22 protein-coding genes are annotated in these 19,500 nt (G+C 68.1%); 11 read left to right on the top strand and 11 right to left on the bottom strand.

What is annotated here, in order from left to right; all coding sequences use genetic code 11:
- The first annotated feature begins 58 nt into the window (after nt 1–58).
- Complete coding sequence (gene tcmP / locus AC1RRW_RS01165) at nt 59–994, top strand: three-Cys-motif partner protein TcmP (RefSeq protein WP_492898362.1); 936 nt, start codon at nt 59–61, stop codon at nt 992–994.
- Here the strand turns inward: tcmP and AC1RRW_RS01160 are convergent.
- The 3 genes from AC1RRW_RS01160 to AC1RRW_RS01150 form a co-directional block, all read right to left on the bottom strand.
- Nucleotides 949–1,701 (bottom strand): DUF5131 family protein, encoded by a 753-nt coding sequence (locus tag AC1RRW_RS01160; RefSeq protein ID WP_492898360.1) that lies wholly within the window; start codon nt 1,699–1,701, stop codon nt 949–951. The two genes, tcmP and AC1RRW_RS01160, sit on opposite strands and share 46 nt — an antisense overlap.
- A 125-nt stretch (nt 1,702–1,826) precedes the next feature.
- Nucleotides 1,827–2,759, bottom strand: coding sequence for a LysR substrate-binding domain-containing protein (locus AC1RRW_RS01155; protein WP_492898358.1), 933 nt, complete (start codon nt 2,757–2,759; stop codon nt 1,827–1,829).
- A 75-nt stretch (nt 2,760–2,834) separates the two neighbouring features.
- The gene (locus AC1RRW_RS01150; RefSeq protein ID WP_492898356.1) at nt 2,835–3,032 is read right to left on the bottom strand and encodes a hypothetical protein; all 198 of its coding nucleotides are present in this window, start codon (nt 3,030–3,032) and stop codon (nt 2,835–2,837) included.
- A 61-nt stretch (nt 3,033–3,093) separates the two neighbouring features.
- Between AC1RRW_RS01150 and AC1RRW_RS01145 the strand changes: the two genes are divergently transcribed.
- The 5 genes from AC1RRW_RS01145 (at nt 3,094) to AC1RRW_RS01125 (ending at nt 7,097) form a co-directional block, all read left to right on the top strand.
- On the top strand, nt 3,094–3,807 hold the full coding sequence (locus tag AC1RRW_RS01145; protein WP_492898354.1) for an FkbM family methyltransferase: 714 nt from the start codon (nt 3,094–3,096) through the stop codon (nt 3,805–3,807).
- Nucleotides 3,808–3,896: 89 nt separating this feature from the next.
- Nucleotides 3,897–4,715: a glycosyltransferase family 25 protein gene (locus AC1RRW_RS01140; RefSeq protein WP_492898352.1), complete on the top strand. Its 819-nt coding sequence runs from the start codon at nt 3,897–3,899 to the stop codon at nt 4,713–4,715.
- Between the two features lie 163 nt (nt 4,716–4,878).
- The gene (locus AC1RRW_RS01135; RefSeq protein ID WP_492898350.1) at nt 4,879–5,304 is read left to right on the top strand and encodes a YciI family protein; all 426 of its coding nucleotides are present in this window, start codon (nt 4,879–4,881) and stop codon (nt 5,302–5,304) included.
- 45 nt (nt 5,305–5,349) lie between these two features.
- Nucleotides 5,350–5,775 carry a YciI family protein gene (locus AC1RRW_RS01130; protein ID WP_492898348.1) on the top strand — a complete coding sequence of 142 codons (426 nt, stop codon included), beginning with the start codon at nt 5,350–5,352 and terminating at the stop codon, nt 5,773–5,775.
- Between the two features lie 47 nt (nt 5,776–5,822).
- Entirely contained in the window at nt 5,823–7,097 is a 1,275-nt protein-coding gene (locus AC1RRW_RS01125; protein WP_492898346.1) for an RNA polymerase sigma factor, read from the top strand.
- Here AC1RRW_RS01125 and AC1RRW_RS01120 read toward each other — a convergent pair.
- From AC1RRW_RS01120 to pdxH, 5 genes are all read right to left on the bottom strand, one after another.
- Nucleotides 7,091–7,360 (bottom strand): hypothetical protein, encoded by a 270-nt coding sequence (locus AC1RRW_RS01120; protein ID WP_492898344.1) that lies wholly within the window; start codon nt 7,358–7,360, stop codon nt 7,091–7,093. The genes AC1RRW_RS01125 and AC1RRW_RS01120 overlap by 7 nt on opposite strands.
- Before the next feature lie 188 nt (nt 7,361–7,548).
- Nucleotides 7,549–7,992, bottom strand: coding sequence for a TIGR02301 family protein (locus tag AC1RRW_RS01115; RefSeq protein ID WP_492898342.1), 444 nt, complete (start codon nt 7,990–7,992; stop codon nt 7,549–7,551).
- The gene (locus tag AC1RRW_RS01110; RefSeq protein ID WP_492898340.1) at nt 7,989–8,468 is read right to left on the bottom strand and encodes an NUDIX hydrolase; all 480 of its coding nucleotides are present in this window, start codon (nt 8,466–8,468) and stop codon (nt 7,989–7,991) included. Before AC1RRW_RS01110 ends, AC1RRW_RS01115 begins: the two co-directional genes overlap by 4 nt.
- Entirely contained in the window at nt 8,465–9,187 is a 723-nt protein-coding gene (locus tag AC1RRW_RS01105; RefSeq protein WP_492899023.1) for an SDR family NAD(P)-dependent oxidoreductase, read from the bottom strand. The genes AC1RRW_RS01110 and AC1RRW_RS01105 overlap by 4 nt, the downstream gene beginning before the upstream one ends.
- A 67-nt stretch (nt 9,188–9,254) precedes the next feature.
- Entirely contained in the window at nt 9,255–9,869 is a 615-nt protein-coding gene (pdxH, locus tag AC1RRW_RS01100) for a pyridoxamine 5'-phosphate oxidase (protein WP_492898338.1), read from the bottom strand.
- A gap of 151 nt (nt 9,870–10,020) precedes the next feature.
- Between pdxH and AC1RRW_RS01095 the strand changes: the two genes are divergently transcribed.
- The 3 genes from AC1RRW_RS01095 to fabI all read left to right on the top strand — a co-directional run bounded on the left by AC1RRW_RS01095 (nt 10,021) and on the right by fabI (nt 12,600).
- Nucleotides 10,021–10,455, top strand: coding sequence for an RT0821/Lpp0805 family surface protein (locus AC1RRW_RS01095; RefSeq protein ID WP_492898336.1), 435 nt, complete (start codon nt 10,021–10,023; stop codon nt 10,453–10,455).
- 311 nt (nt 10,456–10,766) lie between these two features.
- On the top strand, nt 10,767–11,678 hold the full coding sequence (locus AC1RRW_RS01090) for a DnaJ C-terminal domain-containing protein (protein WP_492898334.1): 912 nt from the start codon (nt 10,767–10,769) through the stop codon (nt 11,676–11,678).
- An 82-nt stretch (nt 11,679–11,760) separates the two neighbouring features.
- Nucleotides 11,761–12,600 carry an enoyl-ACP reductase FabI gene (fabI, locus tag AC1RRW_RS01085; protein WP_492898332.1) on the top strand — a complete coding sequence of 280 codons (840 nt, stop codon included), beginning with the start codon at nt 11,761–11,763 and terminating at the stop codon, nt 12,598–12,600.
- 106 nt (nt 12,601–12,706) lie between these two features.
- Here the strand turns inward: fabI and folK are convergent, their stop codons facing one another.
- Genes folK through folP form a run of 3 tightly spaced genes read right to left on the bottom strand, consistent with a single transcriptional unit; the run spans nt 12,707 to nt 14,485 of the window.
- Nucleotides 12,707–13,279, bottom strand: coding sequence for a 2-amino-4-hydroxy-6-hydroxymethyldihydropteridine diphosphokinase (gene folK / locus AC1RRW_RS01080; RefSeq protein ID WP_492898330.1), 573 nt, complete (start codon nt 13,277–13,279; stop codon nt 12,707–12,709).
- Complete coding sequence (gene folB, locus AC1RRW_RS01075; RefSeq protein ID WP_492898328.1) at nt 13,269–13,643, bottom strand: dihydroneopterin aldolase; 375 nt, start codon at nt 13,641–13,643, stop codon at nt 13,269–13,271. Before folB ends, folK begins: the two co-directional genes overlap by 11 nt.
- The gene (folP, locus tag AC1RRW_RS01070; RefSeq protein ID WP_492898326.1) at nt 13,640–14,485 is read right to left on the bottom strand and encodes a dihydropteroate synthase; all 846 of its coding nucleotides are present in this window, start codon (nt 14,483–14,485) and stop codon (nt 13,640–13,642) included. The genes folB and folP overlap by 4 nt, the downstream gene beginning before the upstream one ends.
- A 149-nt stretch (nt 14,486–14,634) precedes the next feature.
- Here folP and AC1RRW_RS01065 point away from each other — a divergent pair, with 149 nt between their 5' ends.
- Complete coding sequence (locus tag AC1RRW_RS01065) at nt 14,635–15,231, top strand: histidine phosphatase family protein (RefSeq protein ID WP_492898324.1); 597 nt, start codon at nt 14,635–14,637, stop codon at nt 15,229–15,231.
- A gap of 256 nt (nt 15,232–15,487) precedes the next feature.
- Complete coding sequence (locus AC1RRW_RS01060; RefSeq protein WP_492898322.1) at nt 15,488–19,492, top strand: Pls/PosA family non-ribosomal peptide synthetase; 4,005 nt, start codon at nt 15,488–15,490, stop codon at nt 19,490–19,492.
- Nucleotides 19,493–19,500: the final 8 nt, after the last annotated feature.

Here is a 19,500-nt window from a genome sequence, read left to right as displayed (position 1 = left end):
GTGCGTGCCTAAATCTGATTGACCTAGCGTAGTGCTAGGCACAGGAGAAGGTCGAGGCATGTCGCGCGATGAACAGCATCGCTTTGGCGGGCGTCATACTGACGAAAAGCTGAGAAAGCTCAGCCAATACATGCGGACCTATACGAAGGCACTGAAAGATCAGGGCTTCGTCCTCGCGTACATTGACGCGTTCGCTGGTTCGGGCGATCGCGTCGAGACCCGGCCGACTCTCCCGCTTTTTGCGGAGCCCGGTGCCGAGCCAGAAATCGTGACGGTAGATGGATCAGCGCGCCTCGCTTTCGAAACGAAGCCACCGTTCGAAGTTATGGTGCTGATCGAAAAGGACGCCGGACGCTTTGCTGCTCTTGAACGTCTTCAGAAGAATTATCCGGAGCAGCAGGTGAAGATGGCACGGGGAGATGCAAACGATGTTGTGCAGAAGCTCTGCCGTGGCCTGCCATGGCACGGCTCACAATCCATGCCGAAGGGCATGCGCGGGCTTCTATTCCTCGATCCTTACGGGATGGAGGTGAATTGGCAGACCATCGAGGCGGTAGCGGCAACACAGGCCATCGATATGTGGTGCTTTTTCCCGCTGATGGGCCTCTATCGACAAGCTGCTCGCGACCCATTTCGCATTGATGCGACCAAGCGGGCAATGCTCAACTCCGTTCTCGGAACGACGGATTGGGAGCAATCCTGGTATCAGCCGATCCAGAAGCCGACCGACATGTTCGGGCTGATGGAGGATGAAGATGCACGGGTGCGCACGGCCGATGTCGATGCCATTGAGGCCTATGTCAAGCTGCGCTTACAATCGATCTTCAAAGGCGTCGTTCTACCTCCGAGCCGCATCTACAACCCTCGTGGCGCTCCACTGGCGTCGCTCTTCTTCGCAATGGCCAATCCTGCGCCAAAGGCTGTAGCGGTTGGCACCCGGATCGCGCGTCATATTCTTAATTCTGGTAGTTCGTCCCATTCGCGACCACGATAGGTTCTGCCAGACTTCTTCTTCTGCACGCCGCCCCACTGCTTGAAGAAGAACGCCGTGCCGCTACGCCTGCAAGCACCTTCAATCTCATCGACCCATTCTGTGTTCATCGAGCGCGCACGAGGGCCGCTTTCGCCGCCAACAATTGCCCAAGCGATGTTTCTAAGGTCAGCGCCAGCAACTGACCCGATCAGCGGCTCGAACGAAACGAAACGTACCGCTGCCGGTACTCTCCGAAGATCGTTCAGTCGTTCTAAAACCCGATTGTCCTCTACGCTGGCACCGAGCCAGACATTGGATAAAATTCGAAATTCACTGTCGCTGAGTACGGTCGCCATTCGATCGGGCCGCTTTGTGAGGATTTGGAATGTGTGCTGAGGAGCGCCTGCCATCGCTTGCCAGACTTGCAGGATGAACTCCGTCGGCACGTCCTCGTGAAAGAGGTCAGACATGCTGTTGACGAAGATTCGCCTTGGCTTGCGCCACTTCTTCGGGATATCGAGCGCGGTTTGATCTAGATGGAGCCGGCCGGTCCATACGCGACGTCCGCCGCTCGACCGTGTCAGACCCTTGTACTTTTCGACGCCCATCGCTTCGAGGCGCGCGGCCATACGCATCGCGTAGCAGTTTGTGCAGCCTGCAGTTAAGACGGAGCAGCCTGCGACCGGGTTCCAAGTCGCGTCGGTCCACTCGATCGTCGTGTCAGCCATGATTCTGGTCCATGCTGTCTGGATTATACATGTACTCCACCAAGCCAGCGTGGTCGCGAAGTAATATGTTTGGCTGGCAAGCGAACGAATCTACCCCGCCACCACACGCCCTGCCACAGCCGCGACTAACCCACGGCCGCCGCGCGCCGCGCCCCAGCCCGACCCTTCCCCGCTTTCGCCACCCCAGCCACACCCTCCCCCAACAACCCCACGAACCGCCGCATCGCCTCGCTCTCATAGGCGTCGCGGCGGCGCACGAAGAGCGTCGTCGCCTCGCCGCCCTCGCCGTCGAGCCCGTGCCAGCGCAAGGCGTCGCGCTGGGCGGCCTGGGCGATCACGGCGCGCGGCATCAGCGTGATGCCGACGCCGGCTGCGACGCAGCCCAGAATGCCGTCGAGCGTGCCGAATTCGAGCCGGGCGTAGTTCGGCTGGCCGAAGCGGGCGAGCACCTGCTCGAGGCGCTGGCGATAGCTGCAGCCCTGCCGGAAGGTCAGGATGGTCAGGCCCTCCCGACCGAGCGCGGTCGCCAGATCGCCGTCGCGGATCGCGCTTTGCGTGACGAGGCCAAGCTCCTCGCTGAAGGCGGGAAGCGCCGTCAGTTCGCCATGCTGGACAGGCCCGGCGACGAAGGCGCCGTCGATCTCGCGGCGCAGAACGGCCTCGACCAGCTGCGCGGTCGGGCCGGCCTGCACGCTGAGGCGCACCGCCGGGCAGGCCTGGTGGAAGGCCGCCAGCAGCGGCGGCAGGCGGATCGCGGCGGTCGTCTCCATCGCGCCGATGCCGAGCGGTCCTTGCGCCGCGCCGTCCTCGCGCGCAGCCTGCCGCGCCTCGCGTAGCAGCGAGAGCACGCGCTCGGCATAGGGCAGCAGGCGCTGGCCGGCCCCGGTCAGGGCCATGCCGCGGCTCCGCCGCTCGAACAGCGGCAGGCCGATCTCGTCCTCCAGCGTGCGGATGCGGGCGGTGACGTTGGACTGCACTGTGTTGAGCTCGCGCGCGGCGGCGGTGATCGCGCCGGCCCGCGCCACGGCGAGGAAGGTCGAAAGTTCGGTCACGTCCATGATTCTGTTCCGGTCATGCCGCCGTCGCGCTTGCTCAGCGCGTTCTCTCATGCAGATGCGTGGCATCATGATATTTCATTTTTTCGGAACGATCGAGTGGATTAGCCTGCGGCGTCCAATCATCCTTTCCGCGAGCTTGCCATGAGCCTGTCCAGCCGCCTGCTCGGTGTCGCGCATGCCGTCATGCTGGCGGCGATGGACATCGTCGCGGACGCCAGGCTGACCAGGGCGGTCGCGCAGGCCGGCGACTGCGGCATTCTCGGCGGCGGCCATGGCGACGAAGACCGGCTAAAGGCGTCGGGGTCGCGCCGACCCGGGCCCGAGGAGCAAGCCCATGACCGACATCTCTCCGGCGTTACGGCGCATCGACGTCGACGGCATCGGTCCGGTCTGGATCCGCGATGGCGCCAGCGACGGGGCGGTGCTCGAGCAGATCTTCCATTCCGAAGAGTTCAACATCAGCACCGCCCCGCAATTCGCGTGGATCCGCGCAGCCTATGAACGGTCGATCGCCGCCGGCGCGACCCCGCTGGTGGTCGATTGCGGCGCCAATATCGGGCTGAGCACACTGTACTTCGCATCGCACCTGCCGGCGGCGCGGATCGTCGGCATCGAGCCCGCGCGCGACAATGCGGCGCTGGCGCGCAGGAACACGCAAGCCAACCCGATGATCGAGATCGTCGAAGCCGCCGTGTTCGACCGGGAAACCGGCGTCGAACTGGTGGACCCCCAGGCCGAAAAGTTCGCCTATCGGGTGCGGGAGGCCCAAGGCACGCAAGGCGCGATCGCCACCGTCACCATCGACGGCCTGATGCGACGCCATGGCGCGGCGCGCAATCTCATCGTCAAGGTCGACATCGAGGGCGGGGAGGACGCCCTGTTCCGCTCGAACACGGGCTGGCTCGATCACACCGATCTGCTCATCGCGGAGACGCATGACTGGCTGTTCCCGGGACAGGGCAGCAGCGCGACCCTGTTCTCGGCCATCGCGGGCCGCAAATTCGAAGTGATCCAGAAAGGCGAATACATCTCGTTCTTTTTCCGGTGACAGGGCGCGGTCATCCGCGCTGAGATATCCGCCGACGAAGATCGCAAGAGGGCTGTCGGCCGATTCGCACCGAACAAGACATCGATCATATGCTCCGGTTCGTCCCCGAACCGGACATCGCGTTCGATGGGGACAGCGCGCAGGCGGTCGGCGTCGATCTGCCCGTCGCCGTGATCAATCTCTCGCACCGAACGGACAAGTGGAACGCCATCTCGAACCGCATGGCCGCGATCGGGCTGCACAAGCTGATCAAGGTGCCGGCGATCGAGGGCGCCCGGCTGTCGCTGGAGGCGATCGGGCCGCTCCTTCGCCAGCCGGCCGAGCGGATCGAAGCCGCTCCGCGGAGTCATTTCTCGCTCACGCGCCCCGCGATCGGATGTTTCCTGTCGCACCTCGCCACCTGGCGCTGGATGATCGCCAACAAACTGCCGCGGCTGCTCGTCTTCGAGGACGACGCCCACCCGGCCGCGGGTTTCGATACGAACCGCTTCCGTGACGTCGTCGGGGCCGCCCCGGCCGCGACCGGCCTCGTCTTTCTCGGCGGCAGCATCATGAACGGCATGGCCGAGCCGCCGCACGGTTTGGGGCTGGCGCGGATCTACTTCTTCAACGGGACGTTCGCCTATCTGATCACGCCCGCGGCCTGCGATGCGCTTATCCCCGCCCTGCTGCCCATGAACGGGCACATCGATCATGAACTCAGCACCGTGCTCATCGAGCGCAGGCACGAGTTCGAGGCCCACTACGCCGCGCCGCCCCTGTTCCAGCCCGACTGGGCGCTGGGCAGCGACTGTTATGTCCCGCTGCAAGGCGTCATGGACGCCGACCGCGCGCTCGGCATGGTGCTGGACGCGAGCCGGCAATTGCTCGTCGACGAAGGCCGCCCGCTGCTGCCGCCGTTCGTGTGACTGCTTACGATCGCGGTGATTCCGGATCGAATTTCTGCCGGGTTGAATTTTTTTCAGAGGCACTGTCGATTCCGCGCTCCCTCGTTCGACGTGGGTTCACAGACCGGACAAAAGGCGCGCCGCGCCGGCCGGTCTCGCCACAATGGGCTCGAGGAGAGAAACGATGCGTTTCATGGTTCTGGTCAAGGCAAGCGCGGATTCGGAAGCTGGCGTGATGCCGGAGGAGGCGCTGCTGGGGGCGATGGGCGCCTTCAACGAGGAGCTCGTCAAGGCCGGCGTGATGCTGGCGGGCGAGGGGTTGCATCCTTCGTCCAAGGGCGTGCGGCTCAAATTCGACGGCAAGGAGCGCATTCTTACCGACGGCCCCTTCGCCGAAACCAAGGAGCTGCTCGCCGGCTTCTGGCTGATCGACGTCAAGTCGCGCGACGAGGCGATCGCATGGTTCAAGCGCGCACCCTTCGACGGCGGCACCGAGATCGAAATCCGCCAGGTCTTCGAGATGGAGGATTTCGGCGAGGCGATGACGCCGGAACTGCGCGAGCAGGAAGAGCGTCTGCGTGCCGAATCCGCCGCCAATCAGAAGGGCTGATCGCGGCCAATCCAGAATCCCAATTCGAACGGCTGGAGAAGACCGATGCGTTTCATGGTGATGGTCAAGGCGACCAAGGACAGCGAAGCGGGCGCGCTGCCGACCCGCGAGCTGCTCGACGCGATGATGGCCTATAACGGGGAGCTGGTGAAAGCCGGCATCATGAAGGGCGGCGACGGTCTGACGCCGAGCGCCAAGGGTGCGCGCGTGCAGTTCGACGGCGCGAGCCGGCACGTCGTCGACGGGCCCTTCGCGGAGACCAAGGAGCTTGTCGCGGGCTATTGGCTATGGGAATGCGCCTCGCTCGACGAGGCGATTTCCTGGGTCAAACGCTGCCCCAACCCGATGCCGGGCCCGTCCGAGATCGAAATCCGTTCGGTCGCCGATCTCGCCGATTTCGGTGAGGTGGTGACGCCCGAGGACGCGGCGGCGTGGGAGCGGCTCAGGAGCGAGGCCGGCGGTCAGGGCTGAACTGAACCGCTTGCCAGCGGGGCCGCCGATGGTGTGTATCGCCGGCCATGTCGGCCAGCGCTGCACATCGCGCCATCGAGGCGGTCTTCCGGATCGAACAGCCCCGCCTGATCGCGGGGCTGACGCGCGTGGTGCGTGACATCGGCCGGGCCGAGGAGCTGGCGCAGGACGCGCTGGTCGCGGCGCTGGCGCAATGGCCCATCGAGGGCGTGCCGCGCAATCCTGGCGCCTGGCTGATGCAGGCGGGCAGGCGCCGCGCCATCGACCTGGTCCGCCGCGAGCAGCTCATCGTCCGCAAGCAGGACGAACTCGGCCATGCAATCGAGACGGACGCAGCCGGAACGCCCGACCTCGACTCAGCGCTCGACGACGATGTCGGCGACGACCTGCTGCGGCTGATCTTCACCGCCTGCCATCCCGTGCTCGCGGTCGAGGCGCGCCTCGCCCTGACGCTGCGGCTGGTCGGCGGCCTGACCACGGAGGAGATCGCGCGCGCCTTCCTGGTGCCGGAGCCGACCATGGCGCAGCGCCTCGTGCGGGCCAAGAAGGCGCTGTCCGAGGCGCGTGTGCCGTTCGAGACGCCGCATGGGCTGGAGCTCGCGGCCCGGCTCGCCTCGGTGCTGGAGGTTGTCTACCTGATCTTCAATGAGGGATATGCCGCAACCAGCGGCAATGACTGGGTCCGCCCGGAACTCTGCGCGGAGGCGATGCGGCTCGGTCGCATCCTCGCCGAACTCAGCCCCGGCGAGCCGGAGGTGCACGGGCTCGTCGCGCTGATGGAGTTGCAGGCCTCGCGGCTGCGGGCGCGCACCGGCCCCGATGGCGAGCCGATCCTGCTGCTCGACCAGAACCGCGGGCTGTGGGACCAGCTGCTGATCGGGCGCGGGCTAAAGGCGCTGGCACGGGGTCAGGGCCTTGGCCAGCCGCCCGGACCCTATCTGCTGCAGGCGGCTCTGGCGGCCTGTCATGCCGGCGCGCGCAGCGCCGAGGAGACGGATTGGAACCGGATCGCGGGGCTCTATGCCGTGCTGGCCAAGGTGACGCCCTCGCCAATCGTCGAGCTCAACCGGGCCGTAGCGGTCTCGATGGCGCGAGGGCCGGCGGCGGGACTCGTCCTGGTCGAGGCTTTGGCTGAAGAGCCCGCGCTCAGGCGTTACCATCTGCTGCCCAGCGTGCGTGGCGATTTCCTCGCCAAGCTCGGGCGGCATGGCGAAGCGGCCGAGGCCTTCGCGCTAGCGGTGTCACTGACGAAGAACGAGCGCGAGCGGGCGTTGATGCGGAGGCGCGAACAGACCGAGCGGGCGGCCGCGAACGCTCAGTGACGCGTGCCGGCGGTGAAGGCGCCGCCGCGGATCCTGCCGGGCAGGGCCTCGGCGAAGACGGCGGTCGCCTCCTCGCCATAGGTCTCGACCAATGTCCGGAAGGCGGCGAAGAGCGCGGCATGGGCGAGTGCGTCGGAATCGAGCCCGTCGGCCTCTGCTTCGGCGAAGGCGTCCTCGACATAGCCATAGGCGACGCGGCGCGCATCGGAGCGCTCCTCGCTGAGCGCGCCTTCGAGCGGCATTTCGTCGGAGTAGCTGGACATCGCGGCTTCGATACTCCGAGGCATGGTCGCGCCGACCGAGACTGCCTCAAGCCCCGCCGGGCCTCGAGTCGCGTTCGTCAGCATGGCGAGCATACCGGGCCGACCCCGCCGCCGCCACCGCCGCCTTTAAGAAAGGTTAACGCGGTCGGGAGAGTTTTGGCGAAGATTCCGGTTGGTTCGGCCAAGAACTACCCGCCGTAGCGGCCGGCCAGCGTTGTGGCGAGGCGCTCGCCTTCGACGGCGAGCCGGGCGGAGGCCTCCTGGCTGCCCTCGGTGCAGAGCCGGTGCGTCGCCGCATAGGCGCGGAAGCCCCGGTTATAGGCGCTGGTCAGGCGCTCCCGGCGCTGGATGGTGCGCCCTTCGGCCTCGATCAGCGCCGCCATGCGGTTTCGCCAGTCCTGCGCCTCGCGCGCGGCGCAAAGCGTGCGCAGATAGGAGAGCGAGCCGATGATCTCGGCGAGCTTCAGAAGCTGCGGCTCATAGGGCGGAGGCGGCGGCTCTGGCGGCGGGGCGGGCTCCGCCGGCGCCGCCGGGCGGCTCGCCCCGGGCGGGCGCTGCGCCTGGGCCAGCACCGGGCCGGCGGCCGTCACACCCGCGAGCAGGACGATCGCGATGCGGACGCCGCGCCTCATGGCCGATCCGCCGCCTCGGCGACGATGGCGGCGGCGCGGCGCAGCACGTCGCCGAGTTCGCGCGTCGTCGGCAGGCCGCCCAGCCTGAGCGGGTCGGCCCACATCACCGCGCCTGCCTCCGGACCGGGCTTCGCCTCGCCCGTCAGCCATTGCCCGACGAAGCTCGCGACGACGAAATGATGCGTCACCGCGCCTTGCGCATCGCGGCCGAAGATCTCGACATGACGGTTGAAGCCGATAATCCGCGCCGTGACGCCGACCTCCTCCTCGAGCTCGCGCAGCGCCGCGTCTTCCAGCGTCTCGCCGGCCTCGACCTTGCCGCCCGGCAGCGACCAGAGCCGGTCGGCCGGCGGCTTGGTGCGCGTCGCGAGCAGCACCTTGCCGTCGCGGAAGACCGCGACCGAGGCCGCGAGCACGGGGCGCGGCGCCGCCTTGCCCGGCGTCGGAAAGGGGATGATGCGCCCGCCCGCGCTCACACGTGCTGCCCGCCATTGATATGGAGTTCGGCTCCGGTGACGTAGCTCGAGGCGTCGGTACAGAGGAAATGGATCGCCTTGGCGACCTCGGCCGTCTGGCCGAGCCGGCCGAGCGGCAGCGTCGCGACGATCTTCTCGGTGCCGGGCGAGAGGATCGCGGTATCGATCTCGCCGGGCGAGATCGAGTTCACCCGCACGCCGAGCGGGCCGAAATCGGCCGCCATCTCGCGGGTGAGGCTGGCGAGCGCGGCCTTGGAGGTGGCATAGGCCGCTCCCGCGAAGGGATGGACGCGCGAGCCCGCGATCGAGGTGACGTTGACGATCGTGCCCTTGGCGGCGGTCAGTTCGTCGAGCAGGCCGCGCGCCAGCATGATCGGTGCGAAGAAATTGACCTGGAAGACCTTGTGCCAGTCGTTGAAGGAGGTCGTCGCCGCGCCCAGCCGCGAGCCCTTCGGTCCCTTCGGCGAGATGCCGGCGTTGTTGACCAGCGCGTTGAGCTTGCCGCCCTCCACGGCGAGCCGCTTCTTGATCTCGGCGATGCCGCGCATCGTGTCCTCGGGGTCGCCGAGATCGATCTGGACATGATCGTCGGCCCCGGACGGCCAGGGGCATTTGTCGGAAAAGGCCTGGCGCGAGCAGGACAGGATGCGCCAGCCCGCCATGGCGAACTGCATCACCGTGGCATGGCCGATGCCGCGGCTCGCGCCGGTCAGCAGCATGACCGGCCGCTTGCCGGCCTCGGTCTTGGGGAAGTCGAATTTGGGCATCGCCATGGCGCTGTGGTCCTCAAGGGTAGAGCCGCGTCCGCGTCCAGGGCCCGGCGGCCGAGGCTCTGCGGAAGACGACGCGATCATGCAGACGGAACGCGCCGTCGCGCCAGAACTCGATGGAAACCGGCGCGATCCTGAAACCCGTCCAGTGCGGCGGGCGGGGAATCTCGCCGAGGCCGAAGCGCGCGGCATGGTATGCGACCGCCTTCTCCAGCGCGAAGCGGCTTTCCAGCGGTCGCGACTGTTGCGAGGCCCAGGCGCCGATCCGGCTGTCGCGCGGGCGCGACCTGAAATAGGCGTCGGCCTCGGCGTCGCCGACCTGCGTCACCGGCCCGCGGATCCGGACCTGCCGGCGCAGGCTCTTCCAGTGGAACAGGACGGCCGCCTTGCCCTGGCCGAGCAGCTCCTCGCCCTTCTGGCTCTCGGTGTTGGTGTAGAAGACGAAGCCGTCCGCGTCGTGGCCCTTGAGCAGAACCATGCGGACATTCGGCAGGCCGTCGGCGTCGACCGTGGAGAGCGCCATGCCGTTGGGGTCGTTCGGCTCGGAGCGGCCGGCCTCCTCGAGCCAGTCCTCGAACAACGCGAAGGGTTCCTCGACCTCGGTGAAGTCACCGCTCGTTAACCGATCCACGTGTTTAATCCTTGGTGTTGAAGACGGCGTCGGGCGAGCGCGATCCGTGATCCTGGGACTTGCAGTACATCTATATAGGCGAGCGCTCGGGGCGATCCAAAGCCTTCCGCGACGCAAGTCACCCCTGCGCGCGATTTGCCTCGGAGGGGCGATGGTCCTCGGCCTCGCCAGCGCCGGCTGCTCGGTCTCGTTCCCGATTCTCGGGCTGTCGTCCAAGGCCGAGGACGATGTCCTCACCACCTCCTCGGTGCTGCCGGCCCGCAGCCCTGCGCGTCCGGGCGCGCTGGCCTCGCTAGCGGCCGATCTCGGCCCCGAGGACATGCGCCGGGCCGAGGGCGCGTTGTCGGTCGCGCTCGATCCGCAGGGCAATGGCGCGGTGGTGTCCTGGGACAATCCGCAGAGCGGCATCAAGGGCGCCTTCACGCCGGTCGGCGGGCCCTATGTCAGCGCAGACGAGATCTGCCGCGGCTTCATCGCCAGCGTGCATCTGCAGACGAGGCTGACGCGGCTGCAGGGCAAGGCCTGCCGGCCGACCGGCGGCGACTGGATGGTCAAGGAGACGCAGCCCTTGAAAGGGGCGGCTTGAGCCGTCTCCGCTTCCGCCCGGACATGCCTGCGTCATCCCGGACAAGCCGCGCAGCCGCGCCGATCCGGGATCCGGCGCAGGGGACCGTCGCTTCTCCGCGATGGATCGCGGGGAAAGCCCGGGATGACGGGACTGTTCCCGTGCGAAACCGACATGCGTCAGCGCCACGCAGAAATTGCAAGCCTTGCCCGGCCGCGATGTTGCATTCGCGCCACAGCCTTCCCAGATAGCGTCCTAGCGAGATATCTGGCGTGCCTCGTGCCCGGCCGCTGAGGCCTCGGGCCGGCGCGCCGCAGTTTTGGGGTTCATGAATGCGCGACCCGTATCAGGTCCTGGGCGTCGCCCGCGCCGCCAGCGACGCCGAGATCAAGAAGGCGTATCGCAGGCGCGCCAAGGAACTGCATCCCGACCGCAACCGCGACGACCCGAAGGCGCAGGACCGCTTCTCCGAATTGAACACGGCCTATGAGGTCGTCGGCGACGAGGCCAAGCGCAAGCAGTTCGACCGCGGCGAGATCGACGCCGAGGGCAAGCCGAAATTCGCCGGCTTCGAGGGCATGGGCGCGGGGCGCGGCGGGCGCGCCGGCGGCTTCGAGTTCAATTTCGGGCAGGGCGGCGGCCAGCCTTTCGGACGCGGCGGGCCGGAGCCCGGCTTCGACCCGTCCGACGTCTTCGGCTCGCTCTTCGGCGACGCCGCGAGGCGCGGCCGGGTCCGGCCCGAGCCGCAGAAGCCGGCCGACCAGAGCTTCACCCTCGACGTGACGCTTGCCGAGGCCGCCAACGGATCCTCGCGCCGCGTCCGGCTGCCGGGCGGGCGCGAGGTCGAGGTGACGATCCCCGAGAACGTCTCCGACGGCAAGGTGATGCGCCTGCGCGGACTCGGCCAGCCCTCGCCCTTCGGTGGCGAGGCCGGCGACGTGATGATGACGATCCGGATCAGGCCCGATCCGCGTTTCGCGATCGAGGGCCGCGATCTGCGCACCCGCGTGGCCGTGCCGCTCAGCGTCGCGGTACTGGGCGGGCCGATCCATGTGCCGACGCTGACCGGCGCGGTCGAGATGACGGTCCCGCCGCTGACCGGCACCACGAAATCCTTCCGTCTGCGCGGCAAGGGGCTGAAGGGCGAGAAAGGCGAGGCGGGCGACCTCTTCGTCGCGATCGACATCGAGATGCCGGCGAGCGACGAGGAACTGACGGCGCTGATGAAGGCGCGCACCGCCTGACGCTTCGCCGTCAAATCGGTTTCCCCTTTCCGCCATCCTGTTCTAAGAGACCGCTCCGTTTCGTTTCGTTCCAGGGTCTCCGATGCCTGACGCCAGCTCCGCCGCCCCGACCGCCAACCTTCTCAGGGGCAAGCGCGGCCTCGTGATGGGCGTCGCCAACAACCGCTCGATCGCCTGGGGCATCGCCAAGGCCGCCGCCGACGCCGGGGCGGAACTCGCCTTCACCTATCAGGGCGATGCGCTGAAGAAGCGCGTCGAGCCGCTGGCCAAGGAGCTCGGCGGCCATGTCGTCGGCCATTGCGACGTGACAGACGCGGCCTCGATCGACGCCGTCTTCGCCGAGGTCGAGAAGCTCTGGGGCAGGCTCGACTTCGTCGTCCACTGCATCGCCTTCTCCGACAAGGACGAACTGACCGGGCGCTATGTCGAGACCAGCGAAGCGAATTTCACCAAGTCGCTGCTGATCTCGTGCTATTCCTTCACGGCCGTCACGCAGCGCGCCGAGAAGCTGATGAGCGATGGCGGCTCGCTGCTGACGCTGACCTATTACGGCGCCGAGAAATGGATGCCGCATTACAACGTCATGGGCGTCGCGAAGGCGGCGCTGGAGGCGAGCGTGAAATATCTCGCCGCCGATCTCGGGCCGTCGAAAATCCGCGTCAACGCGATCTCGGCCGGGCCGATCAAGACGCTGGCCGCCTCCGGCATCGGCGATTTCCGCTACATCCTGAAGTGGAACGAGTACAATTCGCCCCTGCGCCGCACGGTCACGATCGAGGAAGTCGGCCAGACGGCGGTCTATCTCGTCTCGGACATGTCGCGCGGCGTCACCGGCGAGGTGACGCATGTCGACGCCGGTTATCATGTCGTCGGCATGAAGGTGCCGACCGCGCCGGACATCACGCTCGACAAGGGCGAGTGAGCGGGGCGCCTTCGATCTGGACCAACTCGCCTGTCATGGAAACGCGCCGTCATCCCGGGCAAGCGAAGCGCGGACCCGGGATCCATCATAGGGCGATGGCGGTGTTCTAGGAGGGATCCCGGATCGGCGCGCCTGCGCCGCTTGTCCGGGATGACGTAGAGGGTATCGGCGGGAGCATGTTTACAAGTCGCTCGGTCGCTGACGCATCGCGCGTCACGCCGGCCGGCTCGCTCGATGCCCATCGTTTCGAGATGGCCCGCCCTCCGACCTTCATCCCCGGCGCGATCTCCGCCAGCGGGGCCAGCACGAATGCCCGCTCGGCGATGCGCGGATGGGGCAGTCGCAGGCCGGCCTCGTCGATCGCCTCGACGCCATAGCTCAAGATGTCGATGTCGAGCGTGCGCGGGCCCCAGCGCTCGCGGCGCTCGCGGCCGGCCTGGCGCTCCAGATCGAGGCAGAAGGCGAGAAGGGCGCGCGGCGGAAGGCTCGTCTCGACCAGCGCCGCCATGTTGAGGAATTCGGGCTGGTCGAGCTTGCCCCAGGGCGCGGTGCGCCAGACGCTCGACAGCTTCAGCACGCCGATCCCGGGATTGCCGTCGAGCGTGCGCAGCGCCGTCGCGAACGCCGCCACGGGATCGCCGAGATTGCCGCCCAGGCCGAGCGCCGCCTCAGTCCTCACGCCGGAAATCCAGTCTGACGCCGACGGCGGCCAGCGTCGCCGGGATCGGCGGGGCGGGCTTGCGCAGGGTGATCTCGACGCGGCTGACGGCCGGAAAGCCCGACAGGATCGCGAGCGCCACGGCGCGCGCCGCCGCCTCCAGCAGGTTGAAGCGGCTCCCCGTGAAGGCCTCCGTCACCACCGCGACGACCTTGCCGTAGTCGACCGTATCGGTGATCGAATCGCTGATCGCCGAGGCGCGGATGTCGGTCCGGAGCGCGATATCGAGGGTGAAGCGCTGGCCGAGCCGCTCCTCCTCCGAGAAGCAGCCATGATAGGCGTAGATGTCGAGCCTCTCGATCAGGATGCTGCCGGTTTCGCTCACGGGGTCGGCTCCGGCTGTCGGGTCAAGGCCGCCCAGACCTTGATCGCCTGCGCATGCTCGGCGACGTCATGGGCCCGGATGATGGCCGCGCCTTGCGACGCCCCGAAAAGATGCGCCGCGATGCTGCCGGCGACGCGCTCGGCCGGCACCGACTGGCCGGTGACGACGCCGATCACCGATTTGCGCGAGGCCCCGAGCAGGACTGGGCAGCCGAGTTCGCCGAGCCGCGCGAGGTCGCGGATCAGCGTCAGCGACTGCTCCGGCGTCTTGCCGAACAGGCCGATGCCGGGATCGACCACGATCTGCGCGCGCGTCACGCCGGCCTCGAGCGCGATCGCGATCGAGCGTTCGAGGAAGGCGAGCACGTCGGCGAGGATGTCGAGCGCGGGATCGGTCGTCTCGCGGTTGTGCATCAGGATGATCGGCGCGCCGTGGCGTGCGGCGACCGCGGCGATGGCGGGATCGCGCTGCGCGCCCCAGACGTCGTTGACGATGGACGCGCCGGCCTCGAGCGCGGCAGCCGCGACCTCGGCCTTCCAGGTGTCGATCGAGACCGGCGTGTCGCCGCGCGCGACGAGCCCCTCGATCACCGGCAGGACGCGGGCGAGTTCGGTGTCGGCATCGAGCGGGGCGTGGCCGGGCCTGGTCGATTCGCCGCCGACATCGATGATGTCCGCGCCGTCGGCGACGAGCTTGCGGCCATGGGCGATGGCCTCGCTCGCGTTCTTCAGCGTGCCGCCGTCGGAGAACGAATCGGGCGTGATGTTGACCACGCCCATCAGCAGCGGTGTCGTCTCGAGGACGAGCCTGCGACCATCGGGCAGGGTGAGAGCCGGGGGCATGGTGTCGATCCGCGGGAACGGAGCGCCTCCTCTATACGCCCGCGACCGGCAGGCCAACAGAAAGCGCGCGGGCCGGCATGGCTGTGGCGCATGGCGCACCGCCAGCGGCGGACTTTGACGCGCCGTGCGTCAGCGTGCATGAGCCCGGCATGGTTCCGCTCGTCCTCGCGCATCGCCTCATCCTCGTCCGCCATGGCGAGACTGACTGGAATCGCGAGGGGCGGCTGCAGGGCGGACAGGACATCCCGCTCAACGCGCTCGGGCGCAGCCAGGCGGTGGAGGCCGCCGGCCGCGTGCGCGCGCTCGTCGCCGATCTCGCCGCGGTCGATTTTCTCGCCTCGCCGATGCACCGCGCCCGCCAGACCATGGCGCTCATGCGCGGCGCGCTCGGCCTGCCGCCGGACGACTACCGCACCGACGAGCGCCTGCGCGAGCTGACCTTCGGCTCATGGGAGGGCTTCACCTGGCGCGAGATGCGCAAGGCCGAGCCCGAGCAGTCGCAGGCCCGGATGCGCGACAAATGGGGCTTCGTGCCGCCGAACGGCGAGAGCTACGCCATGCTGGCCGAGCGGATCAGGCCCGTGCTGGAAGGGCTCGCGCGCGAGACGGTCGTGGTCAGCCATGGCGGCGTGGCGCGCGCCGTGCTGGCCCTGTGCGGAGCAGTCTCGCCGCGGAAGGCCGCGCTGGTCGAGATCTGGCAGGGCAAGATCCTGGTGGTCGAACGGAACAAGGCGGAGTGGGCCTAAGTTTCTGACTTATGCCGAAAAGCCGCAGCCATTCATCCATGGTTCAGCCGTGCTTTTGCACCAGTCCCATGCTAGCAGGGCGCCGTGCCGCGGCGGCAGGCTCGGCCGGGGGGCAAGGCCGGAAAGACGCATCGGGAGACGCGGCGATCCGGATTTTCAGGAAGGTGCGCCACAGTCTTTCAGGCTGGACGGCCGGAGACGGGCGCAGGCCGCGCCTCCCGACCGATCCGCCTGGGCCGAAGCGCAGCGGGGCACGATGAACGACATCAGCATCCTCCCGGGCGATTCGTCTGGGCTCGGCGCGAAGCCGCTCGCCATGCTGGCCGGCGAGAAGCGTCCCGATCTGCTGCGCGACGAGGTGCTGGGCGAGATTTTCGCCGCGACGGCCGCCGAGCGGCCCGCGCATCCGGCGCTGACCGACGCTTCGCGGTCGCTCGGCTACGAGGCGGTCTGGGCGGCCGCCGGCCGTCAGGCGCGCGCGCTGGTGCTGGCGGGGATCGGGCCCGGGGACATGGTGGGCCTGTGGATGCCGCGCGGCATCCCGCTCCTGATCGCGCAGATCGCGATCACGCGGGCCGGCGCGGCCTGGATACCGTTCGACGCGGAGGCCCCGGTCGAGCGCATCGCGACCTGCCTCGACGACGCGCACGCCAAGGGCCTCGTGACCTGCATCGGCTGGCATGCGCGCGCGACCGCGACCGGGCGCACGCTCTGGACGCCCGAGGCGCTCGAGGCCGCCGATGACGGCGTCGCCGTGCCCGCCCGCGCGCCCGGCCTCACCAAGGACCATCCGGCCTATCTGATCTACACCTCGGGCTCGACCGGCACGCCCAAGGCGATCGTCATCAGCCACCGCAACATCTGCCATTTCCTGCGGGCCGGGAACGCGCTCTACGATCTCGGTCCCGACGACGTGGTCTTCCAGGGCGCGTCCGTCGCCTTCGACCTGTCGATGGAGGAGATCTGGACGCCCTATCTCGTCGGGGCGACGCTGTTCGTCGCCTCGCCGGAGATGATGGGAGACGCCGAGAAGCTGCCGGCGCTGCTGACCCGATACGGCGTCACGATGATCGACACGGTGCCGACGCTGCTCGGCATCCTGCCCGCCGACGTCCCCTCGCTCAAGCTGATCATCCTGGGCGGCGAGGCGCTGCCGCCGGCGATCGTGCAGAAATGGTCGAGGCCCGGCCGACGCATCCTGAACAGCTACGGCCCGACCGAGGCGACCGTGGTCGCGACCGCCGCCGAGGTGACGCCCGGCGAGACGGTGACCATCGGCCGGCCGATCGCCAACTACACCGCCTATATCGTCGACGAGGAGACGCGGCTCGCGGGTCCCGGACAGCAGGGCGAATTGCTGATCGGCGGGCCGGGCGTCGCGAAGGGCTATCACGGCCGCCCCGAGTTGACGGCCGAGAAGTTCATCGCCAACCCGTTCGGCGGCATCGACGATCCCGTCCTCTACCGTTCGGGCGACGCCGTCAGCTTGAACGAGGCCGGCAACATCGTCTTCCACGGCCGCATCGACGACCAGATCAAGATCCGCGGCTTCCGCGTCGAGCTCGGCGAGATCGAGACCAAGCTGTCCGACGAGCCCGGCGTCGGGCAGGCGGCCGTGGTGCTGCGCACGGACAACGAGATCGAGCGGCTCGTCGCCTTCGTCGTGCCGGAGCCCGGCGTCGGCGTCGACGGCGCGGCGCTGCGGGCGGCGCTGCGCGAGAAGCTGCCGCCCTATATGGTGCCGGCGCATTTCGAGGCCGTCGGCTCGCTGCCGCGCATGGTCTCCGGCAAGGTCGACCGCAAGATGCTGAAGGCCGCGCCGCTCACGGCGCCGGAGGCCGAGGGCGAGCAGGAGCCGCCGCGCAACGCGACCGAGGTCGCTCTGCTGGAGGCCGCCAAGCGCGTGCTCGGCGCGCAGACCCTGCCGCTGGAGGCTGATTTCTTCGTCGATCTCGGCGGCCATTCGCTGCTGGCGGCGCGCTTCATCTCGATCGTGCGGGAGACGCAGGCCTATGCCGGCATCACGCTGCAGGACGTTTATGGCGCGCGCACCCTGCGCGGCATGGCGGCGCTGCTCGACGAGCGCGGCGCGGCGGTCGCGGAAGACCTATCCTTCACGCCGCCGCCCTTCCTGCGCCGTTTCCTGTGCGGGCTCGCCCAGGCGGCGGCGCTGCCGGTGATCATCGGCCTGTCGACGACGCAATGGCTCGGCATCTTCGTCACCTATATGCTGATCTCGGGCGAGGATCTGTCGCTGCCGACGCAGGTTTTCGCGCTGCTGGGCGTCTATGTCGCGATCACCATCGTCACCGGGCTCATCTCGGTCGCGCTGAAATGGATCGTGCTCGGGCGCACGAAGCCCGGCGTCTACCCGCTCTGGGGCGTGTATTATTTCCGCTGGTGGTTCGCCTCGCGCGTCGCGGGCCTCGTCCACATCAAATGGCTGCAGGGCACGCCGATGATGCGGTTCTACTGGCGGCTGCTCGGCGCGAAAGTCGGGCGCGACGTCATCATCTCCGATTACGAGGCCGGCGCGGTCGACCTGATCGAGCTCGGCGACGGCGCGTCCTTCGGTTCCAAGACGACCTTCGCCAATGGCGAGGCCCAGGGCGACAAGCTGATCCTCGGCAGGATCACCATCGGCAAGGACGTCTCCGCGGGAGCCTCGGTCGTGTTCGGCCATGGCTGCGTGGTCGGCGACAACGCCGAGATCGCCGACCTGACCACGATCGCGCCGGGCGAGATCGTCGGTGCGGCCGAGAACTGGGACGGCTCGCCCGGCCGCAAGGTCGGCACGGTCGATCTCGCCGCGCTGCCGCCGCGCGCCGAGGCCAGTCCGCGCCGTCGCGCCGCGATGACGGCGTTCTACATCGCGATGCTGTTCGTGCTGCCGCCGATCAGCCTTCTGCCGATCTTCCCGGCCTTCTGGCTGTTCGACCAGATCGACGACTGGGTCGCGACCTGGTCCGACATCAGCTACCTCTGGTACCTGCCGATCCTGACCTGGCCGACCGCGATTGGCCTGATCACGCTGACCGTGTTCCTGATGGCGGCCTTCCGCTGGGCCATCCTGCCGCGCGTCAGCTCCGGCACCTACTCGATCCACTCGGCCTTCTACGCCCGCAAATGGACCGTCGGCCTCGCCACCGAGGTCACGCTGGAGACGCTGTCCTCGCTGTTCGCGACGATCTACATGCGAGCCTGGTACCGGATGATGGGCGCGAAGATCGGCAAGGGCGCCGAGATCTCGACCAATCTGTCGGGCCGTTACGACATCACCGGCATCGGCGCCGGAAACTTCATCGCCGACGAGGTCGTCTTCGGCGACGAGGATATGCGGCGCGGCTACATGCGCCTCGACATGACCCGCACCGGCGACCAGGTCTTCGTTGGCAACGACGCCGTGGTGCCGCCCGGCGCGAATATTCCAGACCGGGTGCTTATCGGCATCAAGTCGAAACCGCCCGCCAACGAGCTGATGTCGGTCGGCGACACCTGGTTCGGCTCGCCGCCGATCAGGCTGCCGACGCGGCAGAAGGTCGATCTCGGCGCGAACTGGACCTACCAGCCCTCGCTCGGCAAGCAACTCGCGCGCGCCGGTTTCGAGGCGCTGCACACCTCCTTCCCGGCGATGCTGTTCATCACCTTCGGCACGCTGTCGGTCGATCTCGTGCTGCAGCGGAAGATCAACGAGGGCGACTGGAGCGGCCTCGTGCTCTCCTTCATCGGCGTCGCGATCCTGATCGCGGCGACGCAGGCGCTGATCTGCGTCGCCTATAAATGGCTCACCATGGGCGTCTACCGGCCGGTGATGAAGCCGATGTGGTCCTGGTGGGCGATGCGCACCGAATCCGTCGCGGTTCTCTATTCGGGCCTCGGCGGCAAGGTGCTGTTCGAATATCTGCGCGGCACGCCGTTCCTGCCCTGGTTCCTGCGCCTGTTCGGCGCGAAGTTCGGCCGCGGCGTATGGATGGACATGACCGACATCACCGAGTTCGACTGCGTCACCGTCGGCGACTTCTGCCAGATCAACGCGCATTCGGCGCTGCAGACGCATCTCTACGAGGACCGTGTGATGAAGACCGGCCGCGTACGGCTCGGCCGCGGCGTCTGCGTCGGCGCGGCGGCGACGGTGCTCTACGACACCCATGTCGGCGATTACGCCCAGATCGGCCTGCTGACCGTGATCATGAAGGGCGAGAACCTGCCGGCGAACACGCGCTGGGAGGGCGCGCCGGCGGTGCCGGCGGCGGGGCATTGAGGCCGGCG

This window comes from Allobosea sp. GW821-FHT12C12 (assembly GCF_058807355.1).
This window is presented reverse-complemented; position numbering and strand designations above follow the sequence as displayed.